Here is a 17,020-nt window from a genome sequence, read left to right on the forward strand (position 1 = left end):
GAGATCTGGGGTTGCGTTCTACGGCTGCGTGAGTCGTTCTTGAAAACGGATTCCCTTAAGCTCTCTCGGGTGAGCGATCATCATCACCACCATCACCACGATCATTCGGGGCCCATCGCTATCGGGGCTACCGCGGCCAAGGTTGTTGTCGGGCTGTTGGCGGTTATCGGGGTGGCGGTGTTGATTGCTACCGCGCTGTTGTGGCCGAGTAAGCCCGAGATCGATATTCCCGCGCCGATGGGGACCGTCAGCGGTGGGGCGGTGCAGACCGAGGCGGGGACTGTCGTCATGCAGGAGGTGGGGCTGTGTGGGAGTCCCTCGCACGGGAAGGCGTTTCCCGACAAGCCGGTGCAGCCGCAGGTGGGGTACTCGTGTCAGCGCAGCATCATCGACATCCGGTCGGGGCCCGACAAGGGTAAGAAGACGCTGTTCGAAATCGCGCCGGGGCCGGGGCAACCCGATCTACGGGTGGGCGACGAGATCCGGATCGTGCGGGCCGCCGACCCGAGCGGCGGGACCATCTACGGGTTCGAGGACTACTCCCGCGGGTTGCCGCTGACATTGATCGTGATCGCGTTCGTCGCGGTGATCTGCATCGTCGCGCGGTGGCGTGGCTTCCGGGCGCTCGTCGGTTTGTGTTTCGCCTTCGGCGTCGTGGTGATCTTCCTGCTGCCCGCGCTGCTCGACGGGAAACCGGCGATCCCGGTCGCGCTCGTGTCGGGAGCGCTGATCCTCTACGTGGTGCTCTACCTCGCGCACGGACTGAATCTGCGCACCAGTTCGGCCCTGCTCGGCACGCTGGCATCGATGCTCGTGGCGGCGGGGTTGTCGTGGCTGACGTTGAAGGTCACCCACCTCACCGGGTTGTCCGAAGAACAGAACACCAATGTGGCCACCTACATCCAGCACGTCAGCATCACCGGACTGCTGCTCGCGGGATTCATCATCGGCTCGCTCGGCGTGCTCAACGACGTCACCATCACCCAGGCCTCGGCCGCCTTCGAACTCGCCGCCCTCGACGAAGGGGCCTCGCGGCGCGAGATCTTCACCGCCGCCATGCGCGTGGGACGCGACCACATCGCCAGCACCGTCTACACCCTCGTGCTCGCCTACGCCGGTGGCGCGCTACCGCTGCTGCTGTTGTTCAGCGTGGCAGGGCGATCCATCACCGACGTGCTCACCGGTGACGCCGTCGCCATCGAGATCACCCGATCCGCGGTCGGCGGTATCGCCCTCGCCCTGTCGGTCCCGTTGACCACCGGCATCGCGGTGCTGCTCGCCCGGCCCTTCGGGGCGCAGAAGGCGACCGTCGCGCCGCCACGCGCCCGGCACGCCAGGAACTGAACTACCGCCCGGGCGGCGGCATACCGGGCAGCACCACCGGCGGCAACGTCGGCACGATGATCGGTGGCAGGCCCGGCACCACGGTGAAGGTGTTGGGGCCCTGCGTCGGTGCCGGTTCCTCCGTCGGGGTATTCGGCGGCAGCTGGACGGGCGGAGCCGCCACCGTGCCGTGCACCGCTTCGGTGGTAGACGGCGGCGCCGTGGTCGGTACGGTCGGGCGCGGCGTCGAACTGGCCGGCACCGCCTGCGAACCGTCGCTGGAATTACCGCTCTCGAGCACTTCGGGGCCGTAGCCGAGGCCGATACCGATCGCCGCGACCACCGCCAGCGAACTGACCGTGAGCACCGCGCCGTTCAACTCCCGGCGATTGTGCCCGCGACCGGTCAGGGCGGCGAGCGGGCGCCTGCCACGGGTCGGGGCGGTGAGCCAGGCGGGCGTCACATCGTCGAGCTGCTCGATGGGTGCGATCGGCGCCGCGACCGGCGCCTGTGCGACCTGCGCGGGCCTGGCCAGCAACGCGGCACCGCGCGCCAACGCGGTCTCCGGCTCGAGCGGGACGATCACCGGCACCCCGATCGTGCGCTCGAGCACCCGCGCGATCAGCGGAATCCGGGCCCCGCCACCGATCACCAGCACCGCCTGCACCGGGTGCTGGGCCCGGATGATGACATCGCGGGTCATCCGCGCCGACGACTCGATCGCCAGCATCATCAGCGCTTCGAAGTTCTCCTGGGTGAGCAGCACCAGCCCCTGCTCGCTCGGCAACGCCACCGCATTGCTGCTCGACAGCTGCTCCTTGGCCGCCCGGCACAACGCGTCGAGCGCGGCCAGGCCGGCCGGATCGGCGGGGTGGGCGATGCGGCCCGACGCGATCTGCTGCTCGCGGATCAGCGAATCGAGGTAGTCGCCGCTGATGTCGCTGATGCGTTCACACTGGCGCACATCGCTGGTTCGCGCGTCGACCACGCTCACCGTGAGACCGGAACTGCCCAGGTCGTAGACGGCCAGCGTGGAAACTTCACGCAGGTCGGCGGTGGCGTGCGCGAAATGCACGGCGGCAACGGCTTCGGGAATCAGCTGGTAGTTGGTGAGCTGCCTGCGGGCCATGGCGGCGCGGATGGCACGAGCCTGTGGTTCGCTGCGGAAGGTGACGGTGGTCGCCGCGACCTCGGGGCCCGCGGCGAGGGTGGCGGCGATCGCGTCGGCCGCCGATTCTTCCGCGTGTTGTTCGGGGACCGGAAGGGTATGCACCTGAAAGGAATTCGGTGCGCCACCGGGCTGCGGGCGCGCCAGGCGCACCGTCGCCGCTCCGACGGAAACTCCCAAAACCGCACTCATCAGCTGCCCATCTCGTTGCACGACATGCGGAGCCTGCACAACCTGCCAGCCCCCGCCCGCCGTAACTCTACGGGGTGCCGAGTCCGGCGTACACCCACCCGGCATCACGCCAGGCGTGACGATCCAGACAATTGCGACCGTCGATGATCGAGCGGGAACGTACCACCGGTTCCAGATCGGCGGGCGTCAAATCCGTGAATTCATTCCATTCGGTAAGGACCAGAACTACATCGGCGCGATCACACGCCTCGGCGACGGACGTCGCGTAGTTCAGTGTGGGGAAGACGCGACGCGAATTCTCCACCGCTTTCGGGTCGTACACGGTGACCACGGCGCCGTGCAGCTGGATCATCCCGGCCACGTTGAGCGCGGGCGAATCGCGCACGTCATCGGACTCCGGCTTGAACGCCGCGCCGAGGACAGCGACGTTCGCGCCGAGCAGGGAGCCGCCGCAGGCGCGGGCGGCCATGTCGACCACTTTGGTGCGGCGCCGCATATTGATGTTGTCGACCTCGCGCAAGAATGCGACCGCATGATCGGCGCCGAGTTCGCCCGAGCGGGCCATGAAAGCGCGAATGTCCTTCGGTAAGCAGCCGCCGCCGAAACCCAGCCCGGCATTGAGGAATCGACGGCCGATGCGTGCGTCGTAACCGAGCGCATCGGCGAGCATCGTGACATCGGCGCCCGTTGCCTCACAGACTTCGGAAACGGCGTTGATGAACGAAATCTTTGTGGCCAGAAAGGCATTCGCCGAAACTTTCACCAATTCCGCGGTGGCCAAATCGGTGAGCAGGAAAGGGATTTCGGCATCGATGAGATCGGCGTAGATGTCGCGAATGTGTTGTTCGACCCAATCCGCGCGCTCGCGGGTGCGGTCGAGGCCGAGGACGAGGCGGTCGGGACGCAAGGTGTCCTGCACTGCGAAGCCCTCACGCAGGAACTCGGGGTTCCAGGCCACCTCCACGTCGACGTCGGTGAGTGCGCGAGCCCGGATGCCGAGGGCGGCAGCGGTTCCCACCGGGACGGTCGACTTGCCGACGATCATCGCCGGACGTTCCAGCATCGGGACGAGGGTGTCGACCACGGCGTGCACGTACTTCAGGTCGGCGCCGTACTCGCCCTTCTTCTGCGGTGTGCCGACACCGAGGAAGTGGACATCGGCGTGCGCGGCCGCGTCCTCGTAGTCGGTGGTGAACCGCAGCCTGCCCGCCGCTAGGTTGCGTTGCAGCACCTCGTCGAGCCCTGGCTCGTAGAACGGCACCACCCCGTCGGCCAGTTTGGCCACCTTGCCGGGGTCGACATCGACCCCGACCACATCGTGCCCCAGCTCGGCCATACACGCTGCGTGCGTGGCCCCCAGGTACCCCGTTCCGAAGACTGTGCATCGCATACTCTCGTTGGTAAGCGGCGCGCGTGGCTACGCCGCGTCAGCGAGGCAAGGGCGGGCGCAACATCTGGTGTACAGGGGGGAACGTGAGTTCGTCCCGCCGTTGTATGGGGCTTCTACCTGCGGTGATATGTCGCTGCTGTGTGCATGGTTCGGTTCGTGGGCGTGCATCGAGCAGTGGCTAGCTCGGTTTGTGGTGCTCGGCCAGGAGCTTGATGAGGGTCATGACCAAGCCGAGGTTGCGGATCTCGTCCAGTCCGATCAGGGGGATGGACTTTCGAGAGCGGGTGTAGCACCAGAGCATGCCGTCGGCCGCGGTCGCTTTCACAAGGTCGGACCAGGCCCGTGACTTCGAGCCCACGTGCAGCTCGGTGGCGCTGATCGCGATCTTGTGGAAGTCCAGCGTCTTGCCGCGCTGTAGGTCGGACCAGGCATCGGGGAGCTGGGTGCGGGCGATGCCTGCCTGCACCTCGGGTCCCCACACGCCTTCGAAGACGAACGGGGCGCCGCGCTGGATATCGGTGACGCGTCGACCCTCGAGGCGCGGGGTGGTGACGTGGGCGCCGCGGCCGATCGCGAACGCGCGGCGGTCGTCTCCGACGAGCACCCATCTGCTGTCGGTGAGACCGCCGTTGATGGAGCGGTTGTAGTTCCAGACCGAGGTCGAGCGCCAGGCGAAGGCGGTGGGTGGGTGGTCGCCGGTGAAGGCCAGACCGTCCTCGTAGACGTAGAGGCGGGCGTTGTTCAGGCGGGTGAATACCCAGCGTTGATACGGGCCGAAGACCTCACGCAGCGCACCCAGGTTGTGTTGTGCCGCAAGCTCTTCGATCGCGGCTGGTGTTGCTTCGCGGTTTTGTATGCCGCGCAGCTCTGTTCCCACGGATTCCCCCCGGCGTCACCAATGCTGTTGTTCAGCACGATGTTTGATCCTGTGGCACAACCTATCCGGGATCCGGCCGCTCGGCCAGTGGTGTTGCATCGTCGGGTGGGTGCTCGGTCGATGTTGCTCTAGGCGGGGTCAGCCGGGCTCGGTGACCGGATGGGGGCCTACCATCGGCGGATGCGCCGCAAAGTGGTGGTGGGTTGTGTGGTCGCCGTGGTGTTGTTCGGGGTGGTGCTGTGGCCGGTGTACGGGCGGCCGCAGACGGATGAGCCGCGGCGTGCGGATGCGATTCTCGTGCTCGGTGGGGCGCATGACGGGCGTGAAGAGGTCGGGTTGCGGTTGGCCGCAGAGGGATTCGCGCCGCGGGTGTTGATATCGGATCCGTATGAGCACAGTGCGATGGTGAATCGGATCTGCCACGGGGGTTACTCGTTCGAGGTGATCTGTTTCGATCCGAGTCCGCGGACCACACTCGGCGAAGGCCGCGCCCTCGCCCGTCTCGGTGCCGACTGGGATCGCGTCATCGTCGTCACCTTCACACCCCACATTTCCCGCGCACGCTACATTCTCGGCGAATGCTGGCCCGGCGAACTCCTCTTCGTCGACCCACAACCCCACCTCTCACCCGCCCGCTGGGCCTGGGACTACGTCTACCAATCCGCTGGTTACGTCAAGGCCTGGTTCGCCGACTGCTGACTCAACTGGTCGACAGCCGGTGATGCGGCTGACCTGTTACCTCGGCGATCGTCTGATAGTCGTTGTCCACATGCATCACGGTCGCTCCGTGGACCTCCGCTGTCGCTGCGATGATCAAGTCGGGGATAGGAATTCGATGGGCACCACGTTCGGCCAGCAGACCTTGCACGGCAAGTGCGCGATCCATTACTTCCTCGGTGACCGGCAGCCATACCAGCGACTTCTGCAGGCCGATCCGTTCGTTGTAATCGGACAGCGTTCGCGCCGAATACCCGATCTCGAGGGCGGTGAGATGGCATGCCGCGACAAGTGCTCCCGGCGTGCTTGTGGCAGCGTGGAAATCCGCTGCGGCTGCGGGGTCCCGGAGGACCCACTCGAAGGCGGACTTGTCCGCCAACATGAACATCGTCCTCAGCGCCAGGCCCCCTGCATTCCCTCCGGTGACAAGTCGGTGCCGGTATCACGCAGATGCTGGAGCATCTTCGCCACGGCACGTCGGTTCGCGACCTCGCGTAGTGCGGCGTTGACCGTCGCCACCTTGGTCTTCGTCCCCAACTCTTCTGCGGCCAGGCTCAAGGCATGGTCGTCGATGTCGATCAAGGTTCGGGACATACAGCAACCTCCAGATATCAAAACTCTCACTTCGATGATATCAGGGCCTGGCAGTGCCCCGTAAACAGCAGTGAGGCGCGGATTCTTGGAATCCGCGCCTCACTGGGTGTTCGGTTGTCAGTTCTTGCGGCCGGGAGCCTTTGCTCCGGACTTGAAGCCGAGGCCGCCGGGCTTGGCGGTCGGCGGGGCCACCGGTGGGGTGCCGTTGCCGTTGGAAGGTGTGGGCTCGGAGGCCGTGTCTTCCTGGGCGGTGGGCTCAGCCGGGGCTTCCGGTTCGGCGGGGGCCGCTGCCGGTTCCGCGGGCTTCGGGGCGCCGTTGGCCTTGGGGCCGGGGCGCTTGAAGCCGGACTTCATGGCGAGGCCCTTGGCGGCGACGGTCGGCTTGGTTTCGGTGGGGGCCGAAACCGATTCGGCAGCAGGGGCTTCGGGAGCCGCTGCGGACTCGGTCGAGCGGTCCGCGGCCGGGGCGGCGGGGGCCTGTGCTGATTCCGCGGGCTTGGGGGCGCCCGGAGCCTTCGGGCCGGGGCGCTTGAAGCCGGACTTCATCGCGAGGCCCTTGGCGGCGACCGTGGGCTTGGTCTCCGTGGCAGCAGCTTCGGCGGGAGCTTCCGCAGCCGGAGCCGCATCAGCAGCCGCATCGGCGGCCGGGGCGGCAGGAGCCTTCGCGCCGGGCGCCTTCGCGCCGCCCTTCATGCCGAGTCCGCCACCGGGTGCCTTTGCGCCACCCTTCATGCCGAGACCCTTGACCGGGGGAGCGGTGGTCTCGGGGGCCGATTCGGCGGCCGGAGCTTCGGCAGCGGGCGCCTTCGCACCCGGAGCCTTCGCGCCGCCCTTCATACCGAGTCCGCCACCGGGCGCCTTCGCCCCGCCCTTCATACCGAGACCCTTGGCGGGCGCGGCCGGGGCCGACTCCGCTTCGGCGGCAGGGGCCTTCGCGCCGGGCGCCTTGGCGGCACCCTTCATGCCGAGACCGCCACCGGGAGCCTTCGCGGCACCCTTCATACCCAGGCCACCACCGGGCGCCTTGGCAGCGCCCTTCATGCCGAGTCCGCCACCAGCCGGTGCGGCCTTGGGGGCTGCTTCGGCGGGAGCCTCGGCGACCGGCTCCGGCTCGGCTTCGGGCTCCGGCTCGGGTTCGGCCTTCGGCTCCTGGACGACGAGCAGGTTGGCCGACAGCTCGGCGGCATCGATGCGGGTGATCGAGTCGAGCATCAGCTGCGACACGTCGACCACCTCGACGCCCTCGCCCTGGCCCTGCTCCTGACGCGCGGTGACGCCGTCGTTGAGCATGACGCGGCAGAACGGGCAACCCGTGGCGATCTTGGTCGGGTTGGTGGACAGCGCCTCGTCGACACGGTCGACGTTGATGCGCTTACCGAGCTGCTCCTCCATCCACATGCGGGCGCCACCGGCACCACAGCACATGGAACGTTCGCCGTGGCGCGGCATTTCGACCAGGGTCGAACCGGAGGCTTCCATCAGCTCACGCGGCGCGTTGTAGATCTTGTTGTGGCGACCGAGGTAGCAGGGGTCGTGGTAGGTGATGTTCTGCGACACCGTGGCCACCGGGACCAGCTTCTTCTGCCGCACCAGGCGGTTCAGCAGCTGGGTGTGGTGCACGACCTCGTAGGTGCCACCGACCTGCGGGTACTCGTTGTTGAGCGCGTTGAAGCAGTGCGCACAGGTGACGACGATCTTCTTCTTGGACTGCTCGACACCCTCGAACACCGAGTTGATGACCTCGATGTTCTGCATCGCGAGCTGCTGGAACAGGAACTCGTTGCCCGCGCGGCGAGCCGAGTCACCGGTGCAGGTCTCCTCGGCGCCGAGCACCATGAACTTGGTGCCGGCGGTGGCGAGGAGCTCGGCGACGGCCTTGGTGGTCTTCTTGGCGCGGTCCTCGTAGGCGCCGGCGCAACCGACCCAGAACAGGTACTCGTAGCCGTCGAAGCTGTCGGCGTCCTTACCGAAGACCGGGATGTCGAAGTCGACTTCCTTGATCCAGTTCAGGCGGTCCTTGGAGTTCTGGCCCCACGGGTTGCCCTTGTTCTCCAGGTTCTTGAACAGACCGGCCAGCTCGGAGGGGAACTCCGACTCGATCAGCACCTGGTAGCGGCGCATGTCGATGATGTGGTCGACGTGCTCGATGTCGACGGGGCACTGCTCCACGCAGGCACCACAGGTGGTGCAGCTCCACAGCACCTCGGGGTCGATCACACCGTGTACGTCCTCGCCGCCGACGAGCGGGCGCTCGGCCTCGGTGCGGGCTTCCTCGGCGATCGCGGCGAGCTTGGCCTCGTCGGGCTTGCCTTCGGCGTCGACCAGACCGATCTCGTCGCCGCCCATGTCCTTGCGGCCGCCGGCCAGCAGGTAGGGCGCCTTGGCGTAACCGTGGTCGCGCAGCGACATGATGAGCAGCTTGGGCGAGAGCGGCTTACCGGTGTTCCAGGCGGGGCACTGCGACTGGCAGCGGCCACACTCGGTGCAGGTGGTGAAGTCCAGCCAGCCCTTCCAGGAGAAGTCCTCCATCTTGCCCGCGCCGAGGATGTCGGTGTCGGGGTCGACGTTCTCGATGGTCAGGACCTTGCCGTCCGACATCATCGGCTTGGCGGCGCCGAGGGCGACGCCGCCGTCGGCCTCACGCTTGAAGTAGATGTTGGGGAACGCGGCGAAACGGTGCCAGGCGACGCCCCAGTTGACGTTGCGGCTCACGACGACGACCCAGACCAGCGCGGCCATCAGCTTGAAGAAGGCGAAAACCGACACCGCTTCCGCGCTGGCGGGCAGCACCGAGGCGATGTGCATGCTGACGAAGTCGCTGCTGGCGTGGGATTCGCCGGTGTAGGCCAGGACGAGGGACTTCGCACCGAGCATGCTGATGCCCTCGACGAGCACGATGAGCTCGACGAAGTAGGCGGCGAAGAAGTTGGAGCCGGAGAAGCGCGACTGCCGTGCGGGCACTCGGGGGTGGTTCAGCTGACGGATGACGATCAGCACGATCGCACCGATGATGGTGCCGAGGGCGAGCAGTTCGTCGAGCAGGTGGTAGACGAAGGTGTTACCGACCAGCGGCCAGGTGAACGTGGGGCTGAAGATCTGCCCCTGTGCCTGGAAGACCGTGACGAAGCCGAGCATGAAGCCGACCATGACGAGCCAGTGCGCCCAGCCTACGGTCCGGAACTTCACCATGCGCGTGTGCGCGGCGAACTCCTTGATCATGGTGGCGAACCGCGGCACGAACGGAGTGAACCGGTCGGGGGCGGGCTGCCCGAGCATGATCGTCCGAGCCATCTTCCGGATGGCGAGGCCGAACCCGATCCACGCGGGGACACCGACCAGAATGGAGATGATGCCCAACGTCAAAGATATGGGGCTCATGCTGTGGCCTTTCGTTCACGAAGCGACGCGGTGCCGCTCGTCCCAGGTCGCATCATAGTACGGTCCAAGTTACCCGCCAGTAGGGGTAGGGATTCTATGTTACCGGTGGGTAGCTTCGATGTCTTCCCGGAGCTGAGGATCATCCTAACGTTGCAGTTCAGGGGTTGATTTGGCGCCTGGCCGTTGCGGCCTGTTCCGGGATCGCCGCGGGCGGGGCCGCGTGTCGATGGGGCTTGCGCGGCGGCGGGTGCGACAGCCGGGGCTCGTGCACCGGGGCCCGATGCTCGGCGGCGATGTGAAACAAGATGGAATTAATCTATCGTCCAGTTTGTTCGGTCCGTGGAAATAATTCCCAGCGAATTCACATTCTCACCTGAGCGGGCTCACGGCTGTGAGTTGCATAGACCATTCTATTCTCGGCGCGCCGGCTGGGCGGATCGTGACTTCGGGGCATGAACATGCTTGTCCAACTGTGGGTTTCACCAGTTGGACACCGTCAGGTCGGTTCGTTACCGGCCGGTCGGGCAGGGCGCCGCACGCCCCTGACCGGCGCGGCGACCCGGTCGAGGGTCTCGGATCGAACACTTGCCCGAATTGGCTCACTGCGATATTTTTTTACGCGGCTCTTGATCTTGATATCGATGCACAGCTTGAAAGACTGGGGGGCTTGATAGGTGAATCGCCCGCTGAAATCCAACCGGGTAAAACAGTCTGTGGAAATTGCCTCGCTCGTCATGGCGGGCTCCCCCAGATTCGAGGGGGAGGACCCCGCTCATATCGAGCGGCTGGTCGAGGCGGAATGGCCTTTGCCGCCGATTCTCGTCCATCGTCCGACGAATAGGATCATCGACGGATTTCACCGGACGAGCGCGGCGCTACGCAAAGGCCTCACGCACATCGACGCGTATATGGTCGAAGGTTCCGAAGAATTGGCGTTCATTCTCGGCGTACAAGAGAATGTGCGGCACGGCCTGCCGTTGTCGCTGGCCGATCGCCGAGCTGCGGCGGAACGCATCATCCTTTCCCATCCGCACTGGTCCAATCGGTCGATCGCCACCGCTGCGGGGCTCTCCGCGAAAACCGTGGCCTCGATCAGAAGCGGTACCGGCGATACGTCGCAAGCGAGTCATCGGCTAGGCAGTGACGGCAGGCTCCGGCCGGTCGACACGAATTCGGCGCGTAAAACGGCCGCCGAACTCCTGCTGGCCCGCCCCGATGCCTCGCTGCGTTCCATCGCACGTGAAGTCGGCCTCTCGCCGTCGACCGTCCGCGACGTCCGGGCCCGGCTGGAAAGCGGCATGGGCCCGCTCGTCCAGCCCGACGACACCAGGACCCCGGCGCCCGGCGGACCGGCGGAGAACGACCGCCTGACGCCGACACCGCACAAGAAGCAGGTGGACCTCGACGCCCTGCTCGCCGTGCTCTCCCGCGACCCGGCGCTACGGATGAGCGTCGGCGGGCGCGAATTGCTGCGGTGGCTGCATCAGCACGCGGTGAACGCGGGTGACGCCGAGAAGATCGTCGAATTCGTGCGACCCCATTCCTCCTACCATGTGATCGAACTCGCCAATCAATGCGCGGCCAATTGGGCGAATATCGCCCAGGCCCTGCAAGCCGCTTCCGATAATGCGTACGGTAATTCGCCGGACGCCCGTTCGGCCTGAATTTCCGACCTGTTTCCCATTCTTACGGACCTAAGGATCGGCATGTCCAAAATCGCCGTTGTCACCAGTGGATTGCAATACGACATCGTCGGGAAGAATCCCGATCGGGAAGCCGCTATCGCGGCCGCGACACCCCGCGTGAACGAATTCCTGACCGAAATGCGCAAACGAGGTTGCACGGTGTATCACCTGCAACTCCTCAATCAGCCCGACGACCCGCTGGCCGAGCGTTACGACGGTCGAGTACCTGCCCTGCGCGGAACTCCCGGCGCCGAGGTGATCCGGGAATTCGTCGACCCCGACGATGTGATCCAGGAACGCAGCAAGGACAGCGGCTTCTACGAAACCGACCTGCACGACCGGCTCCAGGCCGCCGGTGTGGAAGCGCTGGTGCTGATCGGCTTGCAGACCCAGATCTGTATCCAGACCACCGCCGCCGACGCCTTCTTCCGGGGCTACATCGTCGCGGTGCCCGGCGACTGCGTGTTCTCGGCGCAGGAGGCCGACCGGGTGCGGGCGCTGGATTGGCTGGAGAGCTACTGCGCCACCGTCGCCGACTCCGCCGAGATCCTGCGGCTCATCGACACCACCGGCGGCATCCCGCGCAAGGAGACCAAGACACCATGACCGTGGCCACGCAGCACATCCAGCTCGACCACGGCACCGGCGCGGTGCTCTCGGGCGAGCTGGTCGACTTCATCGCACGCACCCTCGGCGATGTGTACGTGGGGGAGATGGAGGACAGTGCGGTCCTGCCCGTGGAGGGCGACCGGATCGCGATGACCACCGACAGTTTCGTGGTGGACCCGCCGTTCTTCGGCAACGGCGACATCGGCAAGATCGCGGTCTGCGGCACCGTCAACGACCTGGCCGTCTCGGGTGCGGTGCCGCGCTATCTCACCCTCGGGCTCATCCTCGAGGCCGGATTGTCCTTCGACCGGCTCGAGCGCGTGCTCACGTCGGTGCGCGAGACCGCGCGCGAGGCGCGGGTGCAGATCGTGTGCGGCGACACCAAGGTCGTGCGAACGGGCGAGGCCGACCAGCTGTACCTCAACACCAGTGGTGTCGGGTTCTTCCTGCGCGAACCACTGCGGATGGACGCGGTCCGCCCCGGCGACGCGGTGATCCTGTCGGGCCCGATCGGCAATCACACGGTGCACCTGCTCTCCATCCGGGAGGGTCTCGGCTTCGAGAGCCGGGTGCTCAGCGACTGCGCGCCGCTCAACCTGATGATCGACAGCGTCTTCGCGGCGGTGCCGCGCGAGGCGGTGCGGTCGATGCGGGACGTGACGCGCGGTGGGCTCTCGGCGGTGCTGCACGAGTACGCGGGCCGCATGGGCAAGGCCATCACCATCGATGAGCAGTCGCTGCCCATCCAGCACGAGACCGCGATGGCGGCGGACATGCTCGGCATCAACCCGCTGAACTGCGCGAACGAGGGCTGCCTGGCGATCTTCGCCGATCCGGCCGCCGCCGCCGACATCGTGGCCGCGCTGCGCGGGCACGAGTACGGCAGGCATGCCACGGTGATCGGCGAGGTGACCGGCCGGGACGGCGCCGCGGTCGTGCTGCGCGACACCGCCGGACGCGAATCGACACTGCAACCACTGCGGGGCGCCGAGCTGCCCCGCCTGTGCTGACCGGGCCGCCATGACCGCCACCTGGCAGATCAGGGTCACCGGGGTCGTGCAGGGCGTGGGATACCGCCCGTTCGTCTACAAACTCGCCCGCGAACGGCAGCTCACGGGCTGGGTGCGCAACGATCCCGAGGGCGTACTCGTCGAGGCGAGCGGCGCAGAGGCCGCGCTGGAATCGTTCTGCGCGGAGCTGGCCGACCGGGCGCCCGAGCTGGCGCGGGTGGACCGGGTGGTGGCGTTGAGCCGGGTGGCGGACGGGCCGGTCGCGTCGAGTTTCGAGATCGTGCACAGCGAGCACACGGGGGAGAAGGTGGCGCTCGTCCCCGCCGACACCCATGTGTGCGCGGACTGTCTTGCCGAGCTGCGCGACCCGGCCGACCGGCGCTATCGCTACCCGTTCATCAACTGCACCAACTGCGGGCCACGGTATTCGATCATCCGGGCGTTGCCCTACGACCGATCGCAGACCACCATGCGCGCGTTCACGATGTGCGCGAAGTGTGATGCGGAATACCGGAATCCGATGAGCAGGCGCTTCCACGCGCAACCGAACGCGTGCGCGGACTGCGGGCCGAGGCTGTTCCTCGCCTACCCCGACGGGACGGTGCACGAGGACGCGCTGCGCCGCAGTGTGCGTGAGCTGTCGGACGGTCGGATCGTCGCGGTGAAGAGTGTGGGCGGTTTCCATCTGGCCGTCGATGCGATGAATGCCGCGTCGGTGGCGCTGCTGCGGAAACGCAAGCGGCGCGATTCGAAACCGTTCGCGGTGATGGTGCGGGATCTGGATACCGCGCATCGGATCGTCGAACTGTCGCCTGCCGAGGAGCAGGTGTTGCGTTCGCCCGCGCGACCGATTCTGTTGGCACGCAAGCGAACCGGCGCGGTGCCGGAGAGTGTCGCGCCACGGAACCCGAACCTGGGGGTGATGCTGCCCTCCGCGCCGCATCACCACCTGCTGCTCGACGAGGCCGACACCGATGTGCTCGTGATGACCAGCGGCAATGTGTCGGGATACCCCATCGTGCACCGCAATGACGATGCGCTGGCGCACCTGTTCGAGATCGCGGACGCGATTCTGTACCACGACCGCGACATCGAGTCCAGGGTGGACGATTCCGTGGTCCGGGTGTCGATCCACCCGGATCTGGACGGGCCACTGCTGACCTTCCTGCGCCGTGCGCGCGGGTACGCGCCGTACCCGGTGGAGGTGGGTCGTCCGCTGCGGCCGCTGGTCGCCTACGGTGCCGAACTCAAGACGACGGTCGCGTTGTCGGCGGGCACGCGGGTGTATCTGAGCCAGCACATCGGTGATCTGAAGAACGACGAGACGTTCGAATCGCACCGCCGAACCGCTGCCCACCTGGCCTCGCTGTACGACCTGCGGCCCGAGGCCGGGGTGTACGACATGCATCCGGACTTCCGGATCAATATGGGCCACAGCGGTATCGGTGAGACGGGTGAGCCGATCGCGGTGCAGCACCATCACGCGCACATGGCCGCCTGCATGGCGGAGAACAAGCTCGACGGTTCCGCGATCGGCGTGGTGTTCGACGGAGCCGGGTACGGCACGGACGGCACCATCTGGGGTGGTGAGTTCCTGGTCGGTGACTACGGCAAGGCCGAACGGGCAGCGCACCTGCGGCGTGTGGCCCTGATCGGTGGCGATCAGGCTGTGCGCGAACCGATCCGGACGGGTGTCGCTGTGGCTGTCGACGCGTTCGGAGCCATCGATGCTGCGGTGCAGGCCTTTCCGGTGCTCGAGACGCTCGATGACGACCGCAGGCACGTCTACGCGACCATGTGCGCCCGTGGCATCAACTCACCCGAGGTGACGAGTATGGGCCGGTTGTTCGACGCGGTGGCGGCTCTGCTCGGCGTGTGTTCGCGGGCGGAATACGAGGCGCAAGGCCCGATCGAACTCGAGGGCCTGCTCGATCGCGACCTCACGCTCGTCGACGGGTACGAGTTCGGCTCTACCGCAGGAGAAGTCGACCACCGGCCGGTGATTCGCGCGATCGCGGCCGACCTGGCCGCCGGGACCGCGCTCGACCAGATCAGCAGGCGGTTCCACAGCGGGGTCGTCGCCATGGTCGTCCGGCAGTGCCTGCACCTGGCCGACACCACCGGCATCCGCCAGGTAGTGCTCTCCGGCGGTGTGTTCCTCAACGAATTCCTGCTGGTCAACTGCATGGTAATGCTCGAACGCGCCGAACTTGCGGTGTACAGCCACCGGCAGGTTCCACCGAACGACGGTGGGATCGCCCTCGGGCAGCTGCTGGTGGCCGACCGGGCGAAACGGGAGTGATGATGGGTTCTTCGCAATTCGCGGTGGTGCTGCCGATCGCGCTCGTTGTGGTGATGCTCGGCCTCGGACTCACCCTGACACCCGACGACTTCCGGCGGGTGGTCCGCCATCCGAAAGCGGCGGCCGTCGCCCTCGTCTGCCAGCTCGTGGTGCTGCCGCTGATCTGTGTGCTGCTCGTGCTCGCCTTCGGCCTCACCGGGGTGCTCGCGGTCGGCATGATGCTGCTCGTCGCCTCGCCGGGCGGCACCTCGGCCAACCTGTTCAGCCACCTCGCCGGTGGCGACGTGGCGCTCAACATCATGCTCACCGCGATCAATTCAGTGATCGCGGCGTTCACCATGCCGATCGTGATCACCTTGTCGGTGGCGGCGTTCATGGACGGTGACGCCTCGGTCGGATTGCAACCGGCCAAGCTGGTGCAGGTGATCGTCATCGTGCTGGTGCCGGTGGCCGTCGGGATGTGGATCAGGCACGCGCGGCCTGCGTTCGCCGACCGGATGGGTAAACCGGTGAAGCTCGGTTCCATGGCGGTGTTGGTGCTGGCGGTGAGTGTGGCAGTCGGCTCCGAATTCGACACGCTGCGTGCGAATTTCGGCAAGCTCGGCGCGATCACGCTGCTGCTGTCGGTGCTGAGCCTGGCTGTCGGCTACTACGTGCCCCGCTGGTTCGGAGTCGATATCCGGCAGGCCATCGCCTCGTCCATGGAGATCGGGATCCACAACGCGACGCTGGCCATCGCGGTCGCGGTGTCGGCGCTCGGCAGCGAGGCGATGGCGGTGCCCGCCGCCACCTACGGGATCGTGATGGGTGGGACGGCGGCGGTCGCGGCGTTCCTGCTGGCGCGGCGATCCCGCGCGGAATCGGATGCGCCCGCGCCGGTCGCCGCGACCGCACTGCCCTAGGGGAACCGTTTGGCGATGGCCTCGGCGATCTCGACGGGGGCGTGCTCCTGGATGAACTGGCGGGCCTGTGGCAGTTCGACGACCTCCACGTCGGTGAAGGTCGACACCATGCGGGGGATGTGGGCCTTGGGTCGGTACACCATGTCGCGCATGCCCCAGACCAGCAGCGTCGGCTTGTCGGCGAGGACCGCGGGCACGTCGCGGGCGAGCTGAGCCATCAGCGGGCGGGCGTCGACGATCTGCTTGGCGATCACCGCGAGTCCCTTGCGTGCCTGCGGCGACGGCTGCACCAACCGGTAGTGGTCGATCTCGGCCGGGCTCAACGTCTTACCGAGTTCCGACAGCAACACGCGCTCGACGAGGAAGTTCTGCTCGAGAACGCGCCGCTGCATCGGTCCGGTGCGGATGGCCTGGGCGAAGACGCGATTCGCCATCGCCTCGATGGGCCAGAAGATGGTGTTGCCCAGCACGATTCCGCGCAGGCGTTCGGCTCTGGGGATGCTGGCACCCAGGCCGATCGGGCCACCCCAGTCGTGCCCCATCAGCACGTAGTCGTCGAGGCCGAGGTGGTCGATGAGCTCGCCGAGGATGCCGGTGTGCTCGGCGACGGTGTAGCCGAAACCCTCGGGCCGCTCGGACAAGCCGAAGCCGAGATAGTCGACGGCGACGCACCGGTACCTGGTACGCAGCTCGGCGATGACGTGGCGGTAGAGGAAGCTCCAGGCGGGGACGCCGTGGCAGAACAGAATCGTCGGCCCCGATCCCTCATCGATGTAGTGGACACGGCCTGCGGACGAGTCGAACCAGCGTGACTCGAAGGGGTAGAGGTTCTTGTCGGGCACGAAGTCGATCAGCATAGGGAAACCTATACCC

Annotated in this window: 14 protein-coding genes; 7 read left to right on the plus strand and 7 right to left on the minus strand. The window is 66.7% G+C overall.

What is annotated here, in order from left to right; all coding sequences use genetic code 11:
- Positions 1-69: 69 nt before the first annotated feature.
- A complete protein-coding gene (locus tag AB0F86_RS18185) occupies positions 70-1,344 on the plus strand; it encodes a YibE/F family protein (protein ID WP_225281507.1) in 1,275 nt (424 codons plus the stop codon).
- A gap of 1 nt (position 1,345) precedes the next feature.
- Here the strand turns inward: AB0F86_RS18185 and AB0F86_RS18190 are convergent, their stop codons facing one another.
- The 3 genes from AB0F86_RS18190 to AB0F86_RS18200 form a co-directional block, all read right to left on the minus strand.
- Positions 1,346-2,683, minus strand: coding sequence for an Hsp70 family protein (locus AB0F86_RS18190; RefSeq protein WP_356985518.1), 1,338 nt, complete (start codon positions 2,681-2,683; stop codon positions 1,346-1,348).
- A gap of 67 nt (positions 2,684-2,750) precedes the next feature.
- Entirely contained in the window at positions 2,751-4,073 is a 1,323-nt protein-coding gene (locus tag AB0F86_RS18195; protein WP_181698783.1) for a UDP-glucose/GDP-mannose dehydrogenase family protein, read from the minus strand.
- A 178-nt stretch (positions 4,074-4,251) separates the two neighbouring features.
- Positions 4,252-4,950, minus strand: a complete 699-nt coding sequence (locus tag AB0F86_RS18200) for a hypothetical protein (RefSeq protein ID WP_356985520.1) — start codon at positions 4,948-4,950, stop codon at positions 4,252-4,254.
- 180 nt (positions 4,951-5,130) lie between these two features.
- On the opposite strand from AB0F86_RS18200, the gene AB0F86_RS18205 reads away from it, so the two are divergent.
- On the plus strand, positions 5,131-5,649 hold the full coding sequence (locus AB0F86_RS18205; protein WP_356985522.1) for a YdcF family protein: 519 nt from the start codon (positions 5,131-5,133) through the stop codon (positions 5,647-5,649).
- Position 5,650: 1 nt separating this feature from the next.
- Here AB0F86_RS18205 and AB0F86_RS18210 read toward each other — a convergent pair whose 3' ends face one another.
- From AB0F86_RS18210 to AB0F86_RS18220, 3 genes are all read right to left on the minus strand, one after another.
- On the minus strand, positions 5,651-6,049 hold the full coding sequence (locus AB0F86_RS18210) for a PIN domain nuclease (protein ID WP_356985523.1): 399 nt from the start codon (positions 6,047-6,049) through the stop codon (positions 5,651-5,653).
- An 11-nt stretch (positions 6,050-6,060) separates the two neighbouring features.
- Positions 6,061-6,261, minus strand: coding sequence for a type II toxin-antitoxin system VapB family antitoxin (locus AB0F86_RS18215; protein ID WP_225281502.1), 201 nt, complete (start codon positions 6,259-6,261; stop codon positions 6,061-6,063).
- A gap of 117 nt (positions 6,262-6,378) precedes the next feature.
- Positions 6,379-9,639, minus strand: a complete 3,261-nt coding sequence (locus AB0F86_RS18220) for a (Fe-S)-binding protein (protein ID WP_356985524.1) — start codon at positions 9,637-9,639, stop codon at positions 6,379-6,381.
- Positions 9,640-10,313: 674 nt separating this feature from the next.
- Here AB0F86_RS18220 and AB0F86_RS18225 point away from each other — a divergent pair.
- From AB0F86_RS18225 to AB0F86_RS18245, 5 genes are read left to right on the plus strand one after another with little or no spacing between them, the layout of a single operon-like run.
- Positions 10,314-11,303 carry a ParB N-terminal domain-containing protein gene (locus AB0F86_RS18225; RefSeq protein WP_356985526.1) on the plus strand — a complete coding sequence of 330 codons (990 nt, stop codon included), beginning with the start codon at positions 10,314-10,316 and terminating at the stop codon, positions 11,301-11,303.
- Positions 11,304-11,345: 42 nt separating this feature from the next.
- Complete coding sequence (locus tag AB0F86_RS18230; RefSeq protein ID WP_181698778.1) at positions 11,346-11,930, plus strand: cysteine hydrolase; 585 nt, start codon at positions 11,346-11,348, stop codon at positions 11,928-11,930.
- On the plus strand, positions 11,927-12,943 hold the full coding sequence (hypE, locus tag AB0F86_RS18235; protein ID WP_181698777.1) for a hydrogenase expression/formation protein HypE: 1,017 nt from the start codon (positions 11,927-11,929) through the stop codon (positions 12,941-12,943). Before AB0F86_RS18230 ends, hypE begins: the two co-directional genes overlap by 4 nt.
- Before the next feature lie 10 nt (positions 12,944-12,953).
- Complete coding sequence (gene hypF, locus AB0F86_RS18240; RefSeq protein ID WP_356985528.1) at positions 12,954-15,245, plus strand: carbamoyltransferase HypF; 2,292 nt, start codon at positions 12,954-12,956, stop codon at positions 15,243-15,245.
- Positions 15,246-15,247: 2 nt separating this feature from the next.
- Entirely contained in the window at positions 15,248-16,147 is a 900-nt protein-coding gene (locus AB0F86_RS18245; RefSeq protein WP_356985530.1) for a bile acid:sodium symporter family protein, read from the plus strand.
- On the opposite strand, the gene AB0F86_RS18250 is transcribed toward AB0F86_RS18245, so the two are convergent.
- On the minus strand, positions 16,144-17,004 hold the full coding sequence (locus AB0F86_RS18250) for a haloalkane dehalogenase (RefSeq protein ID WP_225281496.1): 861 nt from the start codon (positions 17,002-17,004) through the stop codon (positions 16,144-16,146). The genes AB0F86_RS18245 and AB0F86_RS18250 overlap by 4 nt on opposite strands.
- Between the last annotated feature and the right edge of the window lie 16 nt (positions 17,005-17,020).

This window comes from Nocardia sp. NPDC023733 (assembly GCF_040639775.1).
Classification (GTDB): Bacteria; Actinomycetota; Actinomycetes; order Mycobacteriales; family Mycobacteriaceae; genus Nocardia; species Nocardia rosealba.

Coding starts and splice junctions, on each gene's coding strand:
- AB0F86_RS18230 (WP_181698778.1), top strand. CDS start 11,346: ATGTCCAAAATCGCCGTTGTCACCAGTGGATTGCAATACGACATCGTC.
- AB0F86_RS18215 (WP_225281502.1), bottom strand. CDS start 6,261: ATGTCCCGAACCTTGATCGACATCGACGACCATGCCTTGAGCCTGGCC.
- AB0F86_RS18220 (WP_356985524.1), bottom strand. CDS start 9,639: ATGAGCCCCATATCTTTGACGTTGGGCATCATCTCCATTCTGGTCGGT.
- AB0F86_RS18245 (WP_356985530.1), top strand. CDS start 15,248: ATGGGTTCTTCGCAATTCGCGGTGGTGCTGCCGATCGCGCTCGTTGTG.
- AB0F86_RS18205 (WP_356985522.1), top strand. CDS start 5,131: ATGCGCCGCAAAGTGGTGGTGGGTTGTGTGGTCGCCGTGGTGTTGTTC.
- hypE (WP_181698777.1), top strand. CDS start 11,927: ATGACCGTGGCCACGCAGCACATCCAGCTCGACCACGGCACCGGCGCG.
- AB0F86_RS18195 (WP_181698783.1), bottom strand. CDS start 4,073: ATGCGATGCACAGTCTTCGGAACGGGGTACCTGGGGGCCACGCACGCA.
- hypF (WP_356985528.1), top strand. CDS start 12,954: ATGACCGCCACCTGGCAGATCAGGGTCACCGGGGTCGTGCAGGGCGTG.
- AB0F86_RS18210 (WP_356985523.1), bottom strand. CDS start 6,049: ATGTTGGCGGACAAGTCCGCCTTCGAGTGGGTCCTCCGGGACCCCGCA.
- AB0F86_RS18190 (WP_356985518.1), bottom strand. CDS start 2,683: ATGAGTGCGGTTTTGGGAGTTTCCGTCGGAGCGGCGACGGTGCGCCTG.
- AB0F86_RS18250 (WP_225281496.1), bottom strand. CDS start 17,004: ATGCTGATCGACTTCGTGCCCGACAAGAACCTCTACCCCTTCGAGTCA.